Origin of the sequence: Kluyvera georgiana (assembly GCF_050990895.1) — a bacterium.
GTDB classification, from domain to species: Bacteria; Pseudomonadota; Gammaproteobacteria; order Enterobacterales; family Enterobacteriaceae; genus Kluyvera; species Kluyvera georgiana.
Genome location: NZ_CP158865.1, coordinates 973,314 through 990,682, shown reverse-complemented (window position 1 = coordinate 990,682; position 17,369 = coordinate 973,314). Strand labels below are relative to the sequence as shown.

At 56.2% G+C, this 17,369-nt stretch carries 13 protein-coding genes; 2 read left to right on the top strand and 11 right to left on the bottom strand.

Annotation, left to right across the window (positions count from 1 at the left end; all coding sequences use genetic code 11):
- Nucleotides 1–122 precede the first annotated feature (122 nt).
- Nucleotides 123–1,232, top strand: coding sequence for an SDR family oxidoreductase (locus tag ABTW00_RS04755; RefSeq protein ID WP_433639191.1), 1,110 nt, complete (start codon nucleotides 123–125; stop codon nucleotides 1,230–1,232).
- A gap of 50 nt (nucleotides 1,233–1,282) precedes the next feature.
- Here the strand turns inward: ABTW00_RS04755 and eno are convergent, their stop codons facing one another.
- The 5 genes from eno to rlmD form a co-directional block, all read right to left on the bottom strand.
- Complete coding sequence (gene eno / locus ABTW00_RS04750; protein ID WP_064543089.1) at nucleotides 1,283–2,581, bottom strand: phosphopyruvate hydratase; 1,299 nt, start codon at nucleotides 2,579–2,581, stop codon at nucleotides 1,283–1,285.
- Between the two features lie 79 nt (nucleotides 2,582–2,660).
- Entirely contained in the window at nucleotides 2,661–4,298 is a 1,638-nt protein-coding gene (pyrG, locus tag ABTW00_RS04745) for a glutamine hydrolyzing CTP synthase (RefSeq protein ID WP_064543087.1), read from the bottom strand.
- Nucleotides 4,299–4,521: 223 nt separating this feature from the next.
- Complete coding sequence (gene mazG / locus ABTW00_RS04740; protein ID WP_271447418.1) at nucleotides 4,522–5,313, bottom strand: nucleoside triphosphate pyrophosphohydrolase; 792 nt, start codon at nucleotides 5,311–5,313, stop codon at nucleotides 4,522–4,524.
- A gap of 61 nt (nucleotides 5,314–5,374) precedes the next feature.
- Complete coding sequence (gene relA, locus ABTW00_RS04735; protein WP_064543083.1) at nucleotides 5,375–7,606, bottom strand: GTP diphosphokinase; 2,232 nt, start codon at nucleotides 7,604–7,606, stop codon at nucleotides 5,375–5,377.
- A 50-nt stretch (nucleotides 7,607–7,656) separates the two neighbouring features.
- Nucleotides 7,657–8,955: a 23S rRNA (uracil(1939)-C(5))-methyltransferase RlmD gene (rlmD, locus tag ABTW00_RS04730; protein ID WP_433639187.1), complete on the bottom strand. Its 1,299-nt coding sequence runs from the start codon at nucleotides 8,953–8,955 to the stop codon at nucleotides 7,657–7,659.
- 56 nt (nucleotides 8,956–9,011) lie between these two features.
- On the opposite strand from rlmD, the gene barA reads away from it, so the two are divergent.
- On the top strand, nucleotides 9,012–11,765 hold the full coding sequence (gene barA, locus ABTW00_RS04725) for a two-component sensor histidine kinase BarA (protein ID WP_433639185.1): 2,754 nt from the start codon (nucleotides 9,012–9,014) through the stop codon (nucleotides 11,763–11,765).
- An 82-nt stretch (nucleotides 11,766–11,847) separates the two neighbouring features.
- On the opposite strand, the gene ABTW00_RS04720 is transcribed toward barA, so the two are convergent.
- From ABTW00_RS04720 to syd, 6 genes are all read right to left on the bottom strand, one after another.
- Entirely contained in the window at nucleotides 11,848–12,987 is a 1,140-nt protein-coding gene (locus ABTW00_RS04720; RefSeq protein WP_433639183.1) for a glycerate kinase, read from the bottom strand.
- A 33-nt stretch (nucleotides 12,988–13,020) separates the two neighbouring features.
- Nucleotides 13,021–14,361 (bottom strand): glucarate dehydratase, encoded by a 1,341-nt coding sequence (gene gudD / locus ABTW00_RS04715; protein ID WP_433639181.1) that lies wholly within the window; start codon nucleotides 14,359–14,361, stop codon nucleotides 13,021–13,023.
- A 250-nt stretch (nucleotides 14,362–14,611) separates the two neighbouring features.
- The gene (locus ABTW00_RS04710) at nucleotides 14,612–15,055 is read right to left on the bottom strand and encodes a flavodoxin (RefSeq protein ID WP_163446313.1); all 444 of its coding nucleotides are present in this window, start codon (nucleotides 15,053–15,055) and stop codon (nucleotides 14,612–14,614) included.
- Nucleotides 15,056–15,070: 15 nt separating this feature from the next.
- Entirely contained in the window at nucleotides 15,071–15,853 is a 783-nt protein-coding gene (gene truC / locus ABTW00_RS04705; protein WP_433639178.1) for a tRNA pseudouridine(65) synthase TruC, read from the bottom strand.
- Complete coding sequence (locus ABTW00_RS04700; protein WP_064543071.1) at nucleotides 15,853–16,182, bottom strand: YqcC family protein; 330 nt, start codon at nucleotides 16,180–16,182, stop codon at nucleotides 15,853–15,855. Before ABTW00_RS04700 ends, truC begins: the two co-directional genes overlap by 1 nt.
- A 632-nt stretch (nucleotides 16,183–16,814) precedes the next feature.
- On the bottom strand, nucleotides 16,815–17,360 hold the full coding sequence (syd, locus tag ABTW00_RS04695) for a SecY-interacting protein (protein ID WP_271447414.1): 546 nt from the start codon (nucleotides 17,358–17,360) through the stop codon (nucleotides 16,815–16,817).
- Nucleotides 17,361–17,369: the final 9 nt, after the last annotated feature.

Genomic DNA, 17,369 nt, shown 5'->3' with positions numbered 1-17,369 from the left:
CGCGCCAGTATGTAAGCTTAAAATAAGCTTAAGCTCTCCCTTTATTACCCCCTTCTTTATTTAATCGCCGTTTACTTTTCCGATCCTAGAATCCGCAAATCAACTATGACGAGACAGTATTCATGAATACATTATTAATCACGGGCGTTACCGGTTTTCTGGGCGGCGCGGCGCTGGAAGCCATTCTCAATAGCCACAGTGGCGTTAATTTACTGCTTTTAGTCCGTGCAGATAACGGTGAAGCCGCTGTCGCAAGGGTTAAGGAGAACTTACGTAAATTCAATATCGACGAAGAGAAGCTGACGAAGATTGCCCCACACAATATCCTGCTGGGTGACTTAGCCTATCCGGAGAGTTTTCTCGGTGATGCGCGCCTGGACGAGGTAACCCACGTGCTGAACTGCGCCGCCGTGGCTTCCTTTGGCAACAACCCGCTGATCTGGAAAGTAAACGTAGAAGGTACGCTACAGTTTGCTCGCCGTATGGCAAAGGTGGAAGGGTTACAGCGCTTCCTGCACGTCGGCACGGCAATGTCCTGCTCGCCAGAGCCGGACTCTCTGGTCGCTGAAAGTGCAGAGTTCCGCGAGCGAGCCGAACACCTGGTAGAGTACACGCATTCCAAATCGACCATCGAACAGCTGATGCAACAGCAGCTTCCAAGGCTACCCCTGATCGTCGCCCGCCCCTCAATCGTTGTGGGCCATACTCGCCACGGCTGCCAGCCATCCAGCAGCATTTTCTGGGTCTTCAGCATGGGTCTGATGCTGCAAAAATTCCTGTGCTCGATGGAGGACAGAATTGATGTGGTGCCGGTCGATTACTGTGCCAACGCGCTGCTTCTGCTGCTGGATGCGCCGCTGGTCCAAGGGGAAGTGATACATATCTCCGCGGGAGAAGAGAATAGCGTTCGCTTTGCCGATATTGATTATGCAATGGCGCGTGCGCTGGAGCAGGCACCGGTTGGCGACCGCTATGCGCAGGTTAGCTATGAAACGCTGGTGAAAATGCGGCGTGAACTGAAAGGTATTTTCGGCCCGTGTAACGAGCGGCTAATGTTGAAAGCGATGCGGCTGTATGGCGCTTTCGCCACGCTGAACGTGCGCTTTAGCAACGATAAGTTGCTCAGTATCGGCATGCCAAAACCACCGCGCTTTACCGACTATATCGATCGCTGCGTACAAACCACGCGTGGACTCTCGATTCCACAGCAGATGGCGGTCGATTTTAAGTAAAAAAAATGCCAGCCCGAAGGCTGGCATTTCTATATCAGATAAAGACAGGATTACGCCTGACCTTTGATCTCTTTACGACCGTTGTACGGAGCCTGTGCACCCAGAGCTTCTTCGATACGAATCAGCTGGTTGTACTTAGCAACACGGTCAGAACGGCTCATAGAACCGGTTTTGATCTGGCCTGCAGCGGTACCAACAGCCAGGTCAGCGATGGTAGCGTCTTCAGTTTCGCCAGAACGGTGAGAGATGACAGCGGTGTAGCCAGCATCTTTCGCCATTTTGATCGCAGCCAGAGTTTCGGTCAGGGAACCGATCTGGTTGAATTTGATCAGGATGGAGTTAACGATGCCTTTCTCGATGCCTTCTTTCAGGATCTTGGTGTTGGTTACGAACAGATCGTCACCAACCAGCTGGATTTTGTCGCCCAGAACTTTAGTCTGGTATGCGAAACCAGTCCAGTCAGACTCGTCCAGACCATCTTCGATGGACACGATCGGGTACTGTTTGGTCAGTTCTTCCAGGAAGTGAGTGAATTCTTCAGAGGTGAACGCTTTGTTGCCTTCGCCAGCCAGAACGTATTTACCGTCTTTGTAGAATTCAGAAGCTGCACAGTCCATCGCCAGAGTGATGTCGGTGCCCAGCTCGTAGCCAGCCGCTTTAACAGCTTCAGCGATAACAGCCAGTGCTTCAGCGTTGGAACCCAGGTTCGGCGCGTAGCCGCCTTCGTCACCAACTGCAGTGTTCATACCTTTAGCTTTCAGAACTTTAGCCAGGTTGTGGAACACTTCAGAACCCATACGTACGGCTTCTTTCAGGGATTTCGCGCCAACTGGCTGAATCATGAATTCCTGAATGTCGACGTTGTTGTCAGCGTGCTCACCGCCGTTGATGATGTTCATCATCGGAACCGGCATGGAGTATTTGCCCGGAGTGCCGTTCAGTTCAGCGATGTGAGCGTACAGCGGCAGGCCTTTAGCGGCAGCTGCTGCTTTGGCGTTCGCCAGGGAAACAGCCAGGATTGCGTTCGCGCCGAAGTTGGATTTGTTCTCAGTACCGTCCAGATCGATCATGATCTTGTCGATGCCAGCCTGATCTTTAGCATCTTTACCCAGCAGAGCCTGAGCAATCGGGCCGTTAACAGCGGCAACAGCTTTCAGTACGCCTTTACCCATGAAACGGGATTTGTCGCCATCGCGCAGTTCCAGCGCTTCGCGGGAACCAGTAGAAGCACCTGACGGGGCAGCTGCCATACCGACGAAACCACCTTCCAGGTGTACTTCAGCTTCAACAGTCGGGTTACCACGGGAGTCGATGATTTCACGACCGATGATTTTAACGATTTTGGACATTAGGTTTTCCTCAGTACAAGTTAAACTAAAACTCCAGACAAACAACGCCCCTCGTGGGGCGCTGCCGTTCTAACTTTTTTTACTTCGCTTGACGCTTCTGGTACTCGCCAGCGGCTTTCACAAAGCCAGCAAACAGCGGGTGCCCATCACGCGGCGTAGAAGTAAACTCCGGATGGAACTGACAAGCAACGAACCACGGGTGATTCGGAACTTCGATGATCTCGACCAACTGATCATCACCGGAACGGCCCGCAACGCGCAGACCTGCAGCTTCAATCTGTTTCAACAACATGTTGTTGACTTCATAGCGGTGACGGTGACGTTCAACGATTGTTGGCGCGCCGTACATCTGACGAACCAGGCTGTCATCGCTAAGCTGGCACTGCTGCGCGCCAAGGCGCATGGTGCCGCCGAGGTCGCTCTTTTCAGTACGAACTTCGACATTGCCTTCTTCATCACGCCATTCAGTAATGAGCGCCACAACCGGGTACTTACAGTCTGGCACAAATTCCGTAGAGTTGGCGTTGTCCATCCCCGCAACGTTGCGCGCGAATTCGATCAGCGCAACTTGCATACCCAGGCAGATGCCCAGATAAGGAATATTGTTTTCACGCGCGTAGCGTGCGGTAGCGATCTTACCTTCAACACCACGGTAGCCGAAGCCGCCAGGGATCAGGATAGCATCTAAATCTTTCAGAATTTCGACGCCGCGCGTTTCAACATCCTGCGAATCAATCAGCTTGATGTTGACGCTCACGCGGTTTTTCAGGCCACCGTGTTTCAGCGCTTCAATAACCGATTTGTAGGCGTCCGGCAGTTCAATGTACTTGCCGACCATACCAATGGTTACTTCGCCTGCCGGGTTCGCTTCTTCGTAGATAACCTGTTCCCATTCGGACAGATTCGCTTCCGGGCAGTTCAAGCTGAATCGTTTACAAATATAATCGTCCAGCCCCTGAGATTTCAACAGGCCTGGAATTTTATAAATGGAATCGACATCTTTCATCGAAATAACGGCTTTTTCTGGCACATTACAGAACAATGCAATTTTTGCACGTTCATTTGCCGGAATCGCGCGATCGGAGCGGCAGACCAGGATATCTGGCTGGATACCGATGGACAGCAGTTCTTTAACGGAGTGCTGGGTCGGTTTGGTTTTCACTTCACCGGCAGCCGCCATATAAGGCACCAGAGTCAGGTGCATGAACAGCGCGTTCTCACGACCGATATCCACCGCTAATTGACGAATCGCTTCCAGGAACGGCAGAGATTCGATATCGCCGACGGTGCCGCCGATTTCAACCAGCACCACATCGTGACCTTCGCCACCGGCAAGCACGCGCTCTTTGATCGCGTTAGTGATATGCGGGATAACCTGTACGGTCGCGCCCAGATAGTCGCCACGGCGCTCTTTGCGCAGGACGTCTGAGTAAATACGGCCAGTTGTGAAGTTGTTACGGCGAGTCATTTTAGTGCGGATGAAACGCTCGTAGTGGCCCAGGTCCAGGTCGGTTTCAGCGCCGTCTTCGGTAACGAACACTTCCCCGTGTTGGATCGGGCTCATGGTACCAGGATCGACGTTGATATACGGATCCAGTTTCATCATGGTGACGTTAAGGCCACGGGCTTCAAGAATGGCTGCCAGGGAGGCTGCGGCAATGCCTTTACCCAGAGAGGATACGACCCCGCCGGTCACAAAAATATAGTTCGTTGTCATGCTGAACCTGAGAAGTTAGGGTGAAACGATGGAATAACCAAGACGGGAAAGTAGTATACCCGAACATGGCGAGCGCCACAAACTTTCATTCTCGCTCCTCAATCGCCGCAGAAACAAACATGGGGAGTGAGAAAATAGCCCCTTTTGGGTAAATGTTTTTGACGCAAATCAAGCGCTTGTCATTTAAGATTTCGCACTTTTCGCCCTTTCCCGCAAAAATTCTTTAGAGATCATGTTCCTGCTGTTTTACCTGTTGCCAAACTTCTTCCATCACATTGAGGTCTACGCCGGTCATTTCCAGGCCTCGTTCAGCCACAATTCGTTCGACCTCGCGGAAACGGCGCTCAAATTTTTCATTCGCTTTTTGCAGCGCGGTCTCGGCTTTGACACCTAAATGACGTGAAAGATTGACGGTGGCGAACAGCAGGTCGCCCATTTCCTCTTCCAGTCTAGCTTCATCGACGACCGCCTGCCTGGCTTCGTCCATGACTTCATCAATTTCTTCGTACACTTTGTCCAGAACCGGACCCAGCGTCGTCCAGTCAAAACCTACCGCCGAACAGCGTTTCTGGATTTTGTGCGCCCGCATCAGCGCCGGGAAGGTGCGCGGAATATCGTCCAGCGCCGAGTGCTGCGCTTTATCCGCACGCTCGGCCGTTTTAATCTGCTCCCAGCGGGCCAGCACTTCCTGGCTATTCCCCGCGCTGGCGTCACCGAAGATGTGCGGGTGGCGACGCTCCAGCTTGTCGCTGATGGCGGCACATATGTCGTTGAAATCAAAGCGGCCTTCTTCCTGGGCCATCTGGGCGTAGAACACCACCTGAAACAGCAGGTCGCCAAGTTCACCGCGCAGGTCGTCGAAATCTTCACGGGCAATGGCATCGAGTACTTCGTAGGTTTCTTCCAGCGTGTAGGGCGCGATGGAGCTGAACGTCTGCTCTTTATCCCACGGGCAGCCGTTTTCCGGGTCGCGCAGGCGCTGCATAATGCCGAGCAGTCGGTCGATTTGAGTCATGGTGTTTCCTTGCAAAAATAGAGCGTTACCCTCCCCCAACAGGGAGAGGGTAAAAGGGAAGTTAACCGCCGTGCAGTCGACGCGCGTCGATCACGTCCGGCACCTGGTTCAGCTTGCCAAGCACGCGGCCCAGCACCTGCAGGTTGTAGATTTCAATGGTCATGTCGATGGTCGCCATCTGCTGCTTGGTATCGCTGCGGCTGGCCACGCCCAGTACGTTGACCTTCTCGTTGGCGAGAATGGTGGTGATATCGCGCAGCAGGCCGCTGCGGTCGTTAGCCTGCACGCGCACCACCAGCGAATAGCCCGCCGAGTAGCTCTCGCCCCACACCGCATCGACAATACGTTCCGGCGCGTGCGATTGCAGTTCCGCCAACTGTTCACAGTCCGCACGGTGCACCGAAATGCCGCGCCCCTGGGTAATGAAGCCGACAATTTCATCGCCGGGAATCGGCTGGCAGCAACGGGCAATGTGGTGCATCAGGTTGCCAACACCTTCAACCACTACGCGACCATTGTCTTTGCTGCGGTTTTGCGGCGTGTAAGATTTCTGCTGCAGCTGTTTAAGCGCGGCGGCATCCTGTTCAGCGGCGCTCGGTTTATTGAACTGCGCCTGCAGGAAGTTGACCATCTGGTTGAGGCGAATATCGCCGCCGCCGATCGCCGCCAGCAGCTCTTCCACGTCGTTAAAGTTGTAGCGCGGCAGCAGGTGCTTTTCGGCTTCCTTGAGGCTGATGCCCAAATGCTCCAGCTCGTCGTCGAGGATCTGCCGCCCGGCCAGCACGTTCTTGTCTTTATCCTGTTTACGGAACCAGGCGTGGATTTTCGAACGCCCGCGGCTGGTTGTCACATAGCCCAGATTCGGGTTCAGCCAGTCGCGGCTTGGGTTCGGCTGCTTCTGGGTGATGATTTCAATCTGGTCGCCCATCTGCAGTTGATAGGTGAACGGCACGATGCGCCCGCCGATCTTCGCGCCGATGCAGCGGTGTCCGACATCGCTGTGAATGTGGTAGGCAAAGTCCAGCGGCGTGGAGCCTGCCGGCAGATCCACCACGTCGCCTTTCGGCGTAAACACGTAGACGCGGTCATCAAAGACCTGGCTGCGCACTTCGTCGAGCATTTCGCCCGAGTCGGCCATCTCTTCCTGCCAGGCAATCAGCTTACGCAGCCAGGCGATACGATCTTCGTGACCGGAGCGCTGGCCGCTGGCGGTGCCTTCTTTGTACTTCCAGTGCGCGGCGACGCCCAGCTCGGCATCTTCGTGCATCTGTTTAGTACGAATCTGGATCTCAACCGTTTTGCCGCCAGGCCCCAGCACCACGGTGTGGATGGACTGATAGCCGTTCGGTTTCGGGTTGGCGACGTAGTCATCGAACTCATCCGGCAGGTGGCGGTAGTGAGTGTGCACTATCCCCAGCGCGGCGTAGCAATCCTGCAGGCGCTCGGCGACGATACGCACCGCGCGCACGTCAAACAGTTCGTCGAACGCGAGGTGTTTTTTCTGCATTTTGCGCCAGATGCTGTAGATATGCTTCGGACGACCGTAAACCTCGGCTTTGACCCCTTCGGTTTTCATTTCACTGCGCAGGTGGCCGACGAAGTCATTGATGTAATGCTCACGGTCAATACGACGCTCGTGCAGCAGTTTGGCAATACGTTTGTATTCCGCCGGGTGCAGGTAGCGGAAGCAGTAATCTTCCAGCTCCCATTTGAGCTGGCCGATACCGAGACGGTTCGCGAGCGGCGCGTAGATGTTGGTACACTCTTTCGCCGCCAGCACGCGCTCATCTTCCGGCGCATCCTTCACCTCACGCAGATGCGCAATACGCTCGGCGAGCTTGATGACCACGCAGCGGAAATCGTCGACCATCGCCAGCAGCATGCGACGGACGTTGTCGACCTGTTCGGAGGAAACCGCGTCAGTATGGGTGGCCTTCAGTTGGCGAATGGCCGCCATATCGCGCACGCCGTGAATCAGCGTCACCACCGACTGCCCGGCGCTCTCGCTGAGCACCTCTTCACTGACCACGTTAGCATCGACTAACGGGAACAGCAGCGCCGCGCGTAGCGTGTCGTTATCCATACTCAGCGTTGAGAGGATTTCAACCATCTCAACCCCGCGCCACAGCATCAGCTCGGCGTCATCACGCCCCACGGTCTGGCGGCGACAATAATCCCAGGTCTCGGCTAAGCGTTCACACGACTGCTGGCTGGAAATTCCCAGACTTGCGATCCATTTCTGTGGGTCAAATTCACCAGCTTTATTGAGATGTGCACTTCTTACCGCAACCATTGTCCTCTCCTTTCAGGGACCGGCCTGTCGAAGTCGACAAGCCACCGTTATTACCTACGCTCAAACAGCACCATAGATTCCTGGTGCCCAGTGTGCGGGAACATATCCAGCATTGCCAGACGCTGAATTTGGTAACCCGCATTCAGCAACGCCTCGCTATCGCGCGCCAGCGTCGCCGGATTGCAGGAAACATACACCACCCGCGTCGGCGCTAATTTTATAACATGCTGCATCACGCCCGGTGCGCCAGCACGAGCAGGATCGAGTAAAACTTTGTCAAAACCGTGTTTCGCCCACGCCTGAAGTGTTACATCATCTTCCAGATTCTCGTGAAAGAAGGTGACATTTTGCAGGTGGTTGAGTTCGGCATTCTCGCGCCCTTTCGCCACCAGCGCGGGCACGCCCTCGACGCCGACCACGCTGGCCGCGCGTTTGGCCAGCGGCAACGTAAAGTTGCCCATCCCGCAGAACAGATCCAGCACCCGGTCGGTAGGCTGTACGTCCAGCCATGCCAGCGCCGTCGCCACCATCTGCTGATTCACGCCGTCGTTAACCTGAATAAAATCGCGCGGGCTGAAGGTTAAGCGTAGCCCGTCTGAGGAATACCAGGGAGCATCACCGGTAACGCGTTCAAGTATCTCGCTTTCCGGTGCCAGATACAGCGCCACGCCGGAAGAATGCGAAAAGCGTTCCAGTTTTTCTTTATCTTCGCCGTTAAGCGCCGCCGTATGGCGTAGCACCATCAGCGGCCCGTTATCGGCGCTGACCAGCTCAACGTGCCCCAAATGACGCTGGCCTTTCAGGCTGCTCAGGCACTCACGCACCGCGGGTAGAAACGCCTCAAGATTGGGCACCAAAACAGGGCATTGCACCACATCGATGATATCGTTCGAGTTGGCCTTGCGAAAACCCATCTGCAAGCGTTGCGTTTTTGGCTGATAATTCAAGCTTAAGCGCGCGCGGCGGCGGTATCCCCAGGCTTCCCCGGCGATGACCTCCTCGACCTCGCGATTCATTAAACGATTCAGCGCCGCACGTTTGCTGCGCTGTTGTAGTGCAACCGACGCGTGCTGCTGCTGGCAGCCGCCGCAAATGCCAAAGTGCGGACAACGGGGTTCAACGCGCTCCGGACTGTCGCTCAAACGGCGCTTAACCTGCCCGCGCGCGTACTGTTTTTTGTCTTCCGTCAGGGTAATTTCCGCACGTTCTTCTGGCAATAACCCATTGATGAATAATGCTTTACCGTTGTGGCGCGCCACACCTTGCCCGAAGGGATCAAGACTGCTGACTGTCACGGTTATGATCTGGCGCGTCGTCACGCGCCGTTTTGCAGAGTAGAATTGCGCCATCGTAGAGATTTTTCTCAATCAAATATATTGCACTGATTCTCCCACAACGGACCTCCATGACCAACTACAGCCTGCGTGCAAGAATGATGATTTTGATCCTGGCGCCGACCGTATTAATCGGTTTGCTGCTCAGCATCTTCTTCGTCGTCCACCGCTATAACGACCTGCAGCGTCAACTGGAAGACGCCGGCGCCAGCATTATCGAGCCGCTTGCCGTCTCCAGCGAATACGGTATGAATTTGCAAAACCGTGAGTCGATCGGCCAGTTGATAAGCGTTCTGCACCGTCGCCACTCCGATATCGTGCGGGCGATTTCCGTCTATGACGAACACAACAAGCTGTTCGTTACCTCCAATTATCAACTGGATCCGGGCGAGCTACAGCTGCCGCGCGGCATGCCCTTCCCGCGAAGGCTGAGCGTGACGCGCCACGGGGATATCATGATCCTGCGCACGCCGATTATCTCCGAGCACTACTCGCCGGATGAATCACCGCAGTCGGACGCGAAAACGCCGGTCAATATGCTTGGCTACGTGGCGCTGGAGCTGGATCTCAAGTCGGTCAGGCTTCAGCAATATAAAGAGATCTTTATCTCCAGCGTGATGATGCTGTTTTGTATCGGCATTGCGCTGATCTTCGGCTGGCGGTTAATGCAGGACGTCACCGGGCCAATACGCAACATGGTGAACACCGTTGACCGGATCCGCCGCGGGCAGCTCGACAGCCGCGTTGAGGGCTTTATGCTCGGCGAGCTGGATATGCTGAAAAACGGCATCAACTCGATGGCCATGTCGCTGGCCGCCTATCACGAGGAGATGCAACATAACGTCGACCAGGCCACCTCGGATCTGCGCGAGACGCTTGAACAGATGGAGATTCAGAACGTTGAGCTGGATCTCGCCAAGAAACGCGCCCAGGAGGCGGCACGCATCAAGTCTGAGTTCCTGGCTAACATGTCGCACGAGCTGCGTACGCCGCTCAACGGCGTCATTGGCTTTACCCGCCTGACGCTGAAAACCGAACTGAACCCGACCCAGCGCGACCACCTCAATACCATCGAGCGGTCCGCCAACAACCTGCTGGCGATCATCAACGATGTGCTCGACTTTTCCAAGCTGGAAGCGGGCAAGCTGTTGCTGGAGAGCATTCCGTTCCCGTTGCGCAGTTCGCTGGATGAAGTAGTCACGCTGCTGGCGCATTCGGCGCACGATAAAGGGCTGGAGCTGACGCTGAACATTAAGAATGACGTGCCGGACAACGTTATCGGTGACCCGCTGCGTCTGCAGCAGGTCATCACCAACCTGGTCGGCAACGCCATCAAGTTTACCGAAAACGGCAACATTGACGTGCTGGTAGAACAGCGCGCCGTCAGCAATAACAAGGTACAAATTGAAGTCCAGATCCGCGATACCGGTATCGGTATTCCTGAGCGCGATCAGTCCCGCCTGTTCCAGGCCTTCCGCCAGGCCGATGCCAGTATCTCCCGCCGCCACGGCGGCACCGGGCTGGGGCTGGTGATCACGCAAAAACTGGTGCGCGAGATGGGCGGCGATATCTCCTTCCACAGCCAGCCCAACCGTGGTTCAACGTTCTGGTTCAATATCAACCTCGATCTCAATCCGAACGTTATTTCTGAAGGGCCGGATACCAGCAGCCTGCAAGGCAAGCGCATCGCCTACGTGGAGGCCAATGCCGCCGCCGCGCAGGCGACGCTGGATATGCTGGCGACAACGCCGCTCGAGGTCGTCTATGCGGTGAGTATTGCCGCGCTGCCCACCGAGTTTTACGACATTCTGCTGGTTGCCGTACCGGTTTCGGTGCGCGACCTCAGTATACATCGCGACAAGTTGAATGCCGCGCTCGGCATGACCGACCATCTGGTGCTGGCGCTGCCGTGTCACGCCCAGGTTGATGCCGAGTCGCTGAAACAAAACGGCGCGGCTGCCTGCCTGCTTAAGCCGTTGACCGTCACCCGTCTGCTGCCGGTGCTGCAGGAATTCAGCCGCAGTACGCCCACGCAGGTGGCCGTCCCGGTGACCGAGCATCGCCTGCCGATGACGGTGATGGCGGTGGACGATAACCCGGCGAACCTGAAACTGATTGGCGCGCTGTTGGACGATCAGGTGCAGCACGTTGAGCTGTGCGAAAGCGGACAGCAGGCGATTGAGTGCGCTAAGCAGATGAAATTCGACCTGATTCTGATGGATATCCAGATGCCGGACATCGACGGCATTCGCGCCTGTGAGCTGATTCGTCAGCTTCCGCATCAGCAGCAAACGCCGGTCATTGCCGTCACCGCCCACGCCCTTGCCGGGCAGAAAGAGAAGCTGCTGACCGCCGGGATGAACGACTATCTGGCGAAGCCCATTGAAGAGAACCGTCTGCACGACCTGCTGCTACGCTATAAGCCTGGCGTCATTACGCCACCGCGTCCCGTCCAGCCTACGCCGGTCGAACCGCCGATCGATCTGAACACCACGCTGGACTGGCAGTTAGCGCTACGTCAGGCCGCCTATAAGCCGGATCTGGCGCGGGAGATGCTACAAATGCTGATCGCCTTCCTGCCGGAAGTGCGTAATAAGGTGGAGGAGCAGCTGGTCGGCGAAGAGCCGGAGAATCTGGTCGACGCCATTCACAAACTGCACGGCAGCTGCGGCTACAGCGGCGTTCCCCGTCTTAAACATCTATGTCAGCTGATTGAAAGCCAGCTGCGTAGCGGCACCCCGGCGGAAGAGCTGGAACCGGAGCTGCTGGAACTGCTGGATGAAATGGATAATGTGACGCGGGAAACGAAGAAAATGCTGGGCTAGCCCAAACCTGTAGGCCGGATAAGCGAAGCGCCATCCGGCAGAACCGCGCAAGTTGCCGGATAGCGGCGTTGCCCTATCCGGCCTACAGCGACTGCCCCACTTTTATCGCCGCAGCGATATTCCGCGCGGCCATTCGAACGTTCGTTCCGGCTTCTGCCAGCGCCTCGTCGAGCGAACAGATCCGATGCAGCACGCTGAACACCGCATCCAGTCCGTGCTGGTGCACAACGCCCACATCAGCCGTCAGGCTACCGGCAATGCCAATCACCGGTATCTGATAGCGTTTGGCGACACGCGCCACGCCTACCGGCACCTTGCCGTGGATCGTCTGGCTATCGATACGCCCTTCTCCGGTAATCACCAGATCCGCATCGGCGACCAGCACATCCAGGTGCAGCGCGTCGGTCACAATATCAATACCCGGTCTCAGGTGTGCGCCGCAAAATGCGTACAGCGCCGCCCCCATCCCTCCTGCCGCACCGCCGCCTTCCAGCGTCAGCACATCAAGATCTAAATCTTGCGCAATTTGCCCGGCATAGTGCGCCAATGCGCGGTCGAGCTGCACAACCATCTCTGGCGTCGCGCCTTTCTGCGGCCCAAATACCGCCGATGCCCCTTTATCACCGATAAGCGGATTCGTCACATCACAGGCGACATCTATCTGGCATTGCGCCAGGCGCGGATCCAGGCCGCTGATGTCAATCTTTGCCAGCGTCGACAGCCCCGCACCGCCGGGCGCAATCGGCTGGCCGTCAGCGGTCAGGAGCAGTGCGCCAAGCGCCTGCACCATGCCTGCGCCACCGTCGTTGGTGGCGCTACCGCCAATGCCAATAATAATCCGCGTCACGCCGAGATCCAGCGCATGACGAATCAGCTCTCCGGTGCCCCATGAGGTTGTTTTCAGCGGGTTACGCGCATCGGGAGGTAGAAGCTCCAACCCGCTAGCCGCCGCCATTTCGATAAACGCACAGCATTCATCGCCGGAGATGCCATAAAAACCCTGCACCGGCTCACCGAGCGGGCCGGTCACCTCAACCTGTACCACCCGCCCCTGTGTTGCCGCCACCATAGCCTCAACGGTCCCTTCGCCGCCGTCGGCAACCGGAAGCTTGACGTACTCGGCGTCCGGGTAAATCTCACGAAATCCCGCTTCAATCGCACTGGCGACCTCGAGAGCGCTCAGGCTTTCCTTGTATGAGTCCGGGGCAATTACAATCTTCATAAGCTGTCCTTGTGCGAAGTGGCGGCAGTAAGCTTAGCGCACCATGCAGGGGCGTTTGTTATCAAATGTCCAGTTTGGGATCAGGTACTGCATTCCCATGGCATCGTCGCGCGCCCCCAGCCCATATTGTTGATACAGCGCGTTGGCCCGCATCACCTGATCCATATCCAGCTCAACGCCCAGCCCCGGTTTATTCGGTACTTGCACCTTACCGTTTTTAATTTCAAACGGCGCTTTGGTCAGGCGCTGATTACCTTCCTGCCAGATCCAGTGGGTATCAATGGCGGTAATTTTACCCGGCGCAGCGGCGGCGACGTGAGTGAACATTGCCAGCGAAATATCGAAGTGATTATTGGAGTGCGATCCCCAGGTCAGGCCAAACTCATGGCACAGTTGCGCGACGCGCACCGAACCTTGCATCGTCCAGAAGTGGGGGTCGGCCAACGGGATATCGACCGATTGCAGCGCCAGCGTGTGTCCCATCTGCCGCCAGTCGGTGGCAATCATGTTGGTAGCGGTCGGCAGACCGGTCGCGCGGCGGAATTCCGCCATCACTTCACGGCCAGAGAAGCCCTGCTCGGCGCCGCATGGATCTTCGGCATAGGCCAGCGTCCCTTTCAGGGACTTGCCGATCTTAATCGCTTCATCGAGCGACCATGCGCCATTCGGGTCCAACGTCACGCGCGCCTGCGGGAAGCGTTTCGCCAACGCCACGATGGACTCGGCCTCTTCTTCACCCGCCAGCACGCCGCCCTTCAGTTTGAAGTCGTTAAAGCCGTATTTTTCATAGGCGGCCTCTGCCAGGCGTACAACGGCATCCGGGGTCATCGCCTCGTCGTGGCGCAGGCGGTACCAGTCGCACTGCTCATCCGGCTGGCTCTGATACGGCAGAGGCGTCGCCTTGCGGTTGCCGATGAAGAACAGGTAGCCAAGCATTTCGACTTCGCTACGCTGTTGCCCGTCGCCAAGCAGCGAGGCCACGTTAACGCCCAAATGCTGGCCCAGCAGGTCAAGCATGGCTGATTCAATGGCGGTCACAACATGAATCGTGGTGCGTAAGTCGAAGGTTTGCAGGCCGCGACCGCTGGCATCGCGGTCGGCAAAAGCCGCACGAACGCGGTTCAGAACGTTTTTGTATTCACCGAGCGTTTTCCCCACCACCAGCGGAATCGACTCCTCCAGCGTGGCGCGAATCTTCTCGCCGCCGGGGATTTCCCCCACGCCCGTATGCCCCGCGTTATCCTGAATAATCACAATATTGCGCGTAAAGAACGGCGCATGCGCTCCGCTCAGGTTCATCAGCATACTGTCGCGTCCGGCAACCGGGATCACCTGCATGGATGTGACAACGGGCGTGGAAGTGTGAATCGTCATGGTTAAATCCTTGTCTACTGGGTCGACGGCCGAAAACAGAGCACGGGTATTAACATGCCCAGCCCGACGCGTCAGGAGCGAGAAATCTGGCAATCGTTATTATTATGGCTAACAGCAGTATAGGAACAGGCACGCGGCAGCTCATCGTGCAAATGCACAATATTGCCGGTGAATATTATTTAATGATGTGATAAATGAACAAATAGCAGCCGGTACGACGCCGTCGTACCGGAAAGAGGATAAACCTTGCTTATTTAAGCAGCGTTGCCCACTGCTCGACCCATGGATTGGAGACGCTCTCCGGCTCCGGGTCTTCTGACGCATCAATCATCAGCATATCGCCAATGCGCTGCGCGCCCTGCTCTTGCAACAACGCATCAAAGCGCTTGCCGCCACCGCAGAAGTTCGCGTAGGTGCTGTCACCCAGCGCGATAATACCGTAGCGTAGATGCGGCTGGTACATATCCTGGAGATCGTTAAACAGCGGCACGATGCTATCCGGTAGGTCACCCTGACCGGTGGTGGAGGTCACCACCAGCGCGTATTTACCGGTGTAGCTTTCCCAATCCGCCACCGTCGGGTCTTCAAAGACTTTCGCCTGATGCCCGAGACCGCCGAGAATGGTTTGCGCTTCTTCCGCCACCAGCAGCGAATTGCCGTACATGGTGCCGACAAAAATCCCTACTTCAGCCATGATTTAACTCCCTGTTTACTTCTGGATAGCTTCATCCTGACCGCAGTTGGCAACAAACTCAACCCTTTCATTCTCAGGGAGAAGGCCGCGCCAGCCGAAATGTGATAAAGCCTGCATCCAGACGTGATCCAGCCCGGCGCGAATCGTCAAGGGTTCGCCGGTAAACGGATGGGTCATCGAGAGTTCGCTGGCGTGCAGCATCAGGCGGTTGCAGCCAAAATGCTCCGCGGCGCTGCGGTTCTGGCGCAGATCCCCGTGCTTGCTGTCGCCAATAATCGGATGACGCAGATGTGCCAGATGGCGACGCAACTGGTGTTTGCGGCCGGTTTGTGGATCCAGTTCTACCAGCCCGTAGCGCGTGGTTGGGTAGCGGCCGGTCGCCACCGGCATTTCTACCGTCGCCATGCCCCGATAGTGGGTGACCGCTGGCTGTGGATCCTTGTTCTCACGGGCAAACTTGTCGGCGATTTTATCCAGCTCTTCCACCAGCGGGTAGTCCAGCACCGCCTCATCGGTCAGCCAGCCGCGCACGATGGCGTGGTAGCGCTTGTGGATTTGATGCTGTTCGAACTGTTGCGCCAGCAGACGCCCGGCTTCGCTGGACAGCCCCATCAGCAGCACGCCAGAAGTTGGACGATCGAGACGATGCGCGGTAAAAACGTGCTGACCAATCTGGTCACGTACCGTCTGCATCACCACCACTTTTTCATCGCGATCGAGCCAGCTGCGGTGCACCAGCCAGCCTGACGGTTTGTTCACCGCCACCAACCACTCGTCCTGGTAGATAATTTCCAGCATCAGTGGGGATCGCTCGTAAAGAAGGCATCCAACTGCTCAAGCGGCGGCAGGATAATCGCGCGCAGCGGATGCGCGGCGTCGAGCGCCATTTCGTAATAGGGCGCGATGGCAAAATCTTTCGGCAGCGGCATTTCGCTATCCAGCAGCTGATGCATGCGCGGGATCAGCACCCACTGCAGCCACTCCAGCGGCTCCAGGGTATCCATGCAGAACGGCTGGTCGCTGGCAAAGGCGCTTTCGTGCGGCGCCGTCTCCTGCCAGTGCTGATGCTGACGCAGCAGCGTTTCGATAAGCAGTAATTGGTCGCGTAGGCTGTCGTGGCGTGTCATGGAAACCTCTGAGGAATGAAAATCGCGCGCAGGATACCACTAGTTGGCGGGAAACAAAAAAAGGGGGCACTGTAAAAACAGTGCCCCCGGTTCGTTTCGCAGCAATCCAGCTACTTTTAGTGCTCCCTGCTCGTCCGTGACAACTTTTCCTATGGTCTCCTGACCAGTTCGTCCCTAAACGGTTGCATCCTGCATCACACCACCCCGATGTGATTTCACCCAATCCTTGAGTGTGTCCCGATCTTCCTGATCCACCAGATATCCTGTCTGGCTCTCGTTCTCCGTCCTGGAGGTGTCCTTTAACGCGTTCCTGCGTTATCCTTTTGCTTCATCCTGAAGCCTTTCCTTGAATCACCTTCCCGGTGTGTCCTATGAAGCGTCATCATCCTGATGTTCACTTCATTGTGCGACTCCCTGTCGACGTAGATAGAATCCGCTATTTCGCGCCGTCTTACAAGCGCCCCTCAGGCAATCCCTTAAGGCTTACGCGCAAGAAAATCACGCTATAGAACAATCATCTTATTGATATAAAAAGAAATTACTAAAACATAGGGATAAGTGTCTTACTTATAATCTGGCGATCTCTCACAGTGCGTGTAAGAGATCTCTCACAAAGGGATGGGCAAACTGTCTTACAGAATAGGCTCAAGTTGAGTCAGGAAACTCGCAAGGGAGGAGGCCAGAGGCAGGCGATTGCGCGTTCCGAGCGTCTCTTTGACCACTTCACCGGTCACGTTGCAGACAGAAATCACGTCAAGTTCGCTGTCCAGCGTGGCAATAAACAGCGTCGGCGACAACTTCAGGCGCTTCTGCGTGACCAGGTGGCCAATCAGGTTTTCCTGCACGCGACGGAAGTCATCGGGGCTCCACACCTGCAGCAGCGTCAGGGCTTCCCCCATGAAAAGCGCTTGCATGTCACCCGCATACTGAGTGGTATAATAGGTGTGAATGGGTTGTTGTACCACAATATCCATCGCCCGTTCAACGCCATTTACATTCGGTTCACCGTCAAAATCCTGCGGCTGCCAGAAGACCGCTTCGCCGCTCGTCGATACCTGACATGGCGATGGAATGCCGTAAAGCTCTTCGCTGCGCGGCAGGCTGTTGTAGGTGCGTTGCCAGGCATCGCAATAGCGTTGGGTAAAGGCGTGTAATGCGTCTGCAGTCTGCTGATCCACGAATTTCTC

Bases quoted from the DNA above. Each gene is read 5' to 3' on its own strand.
- mazG (WP_271447418.1), bottom strand. From the start codon at position 5,313: ATGACTCAAATCGACCGACTGCTCGGCATTATGCAGCGCCTGCGCGAC.
- ABTW00_RS04700 (WP_064543071.1), bottom strand. From the start codon at position 16,182: ATGACACGCCACGACAGCCTACGCGACCAATTACTGCTTATCGAAACG.
- truC (WP_433639178.1), bottom strand. From the start codon at position 15,853: ATGCTGGAAATTATCTACCAGGACGAGTGGTTGGTGGCGGTGAACAAA.
- pyrG (WP_064543087.1), bottom strand. From the start codon at position 4,298: ATGACAACGAACTATATTTTTGTGACCGGCGGGGTCGTATCCTCTCTG.
- relA (WP_064543083.1), bottom strand. From the start codon at position 7,606: ATGGTTGCGGTAAGAAGTGCACATCTCAATAAAGCTGGTGAATTTGAC.
- ABTW00_RS04720 (WP_433639183.1), bottom strand. From the start codon at position 12,987: ATGAAGATTGTAATTGCCCCGGACTCATACAAGGAAAGCCTGAGCGCT.
- rlmD (WP_433639187.1), bottom strand. From the start codon at position 8,955: ATGGCGCAATTCTACTCTGCAAAACGGCGCGTGACGACGCGCCAGATC.
- ABTW00_RS04755 (WP_433639191.1), top strand. From the start codon at position 123: ATGAATACATTATTAATCACGGGCGTTACCGGTTTTCTGGGCGGCGCG.
- ABTW00_RS04710 (WP_163446313.1), bottom strand. From the start codon at position 15,055: ATGGCTGAAGTAGGGATTTTTGTCGGCACCATGTACGGCAATTCGCTG.
- gudD (WP_433639181.1), bottom strand. From the start codon at position 14,361: ATGACGATTCACACTTCCACGCCCGTTGTCACATCCATGCAGGTGATC.
- eno (WP_064543089.1), bottom strand. From the start codon at position 2,581: ATGTCCAAAATCGTTAAAATCATCGGTCGTGAAATCATCGACTCCCGT.
- barA (WP_433639185.1), top strand. From the start codon at position 9,012: ATGACCAACTACAGCCTGCGTGCAAGAATGATGATTTTGATCCTGGCG.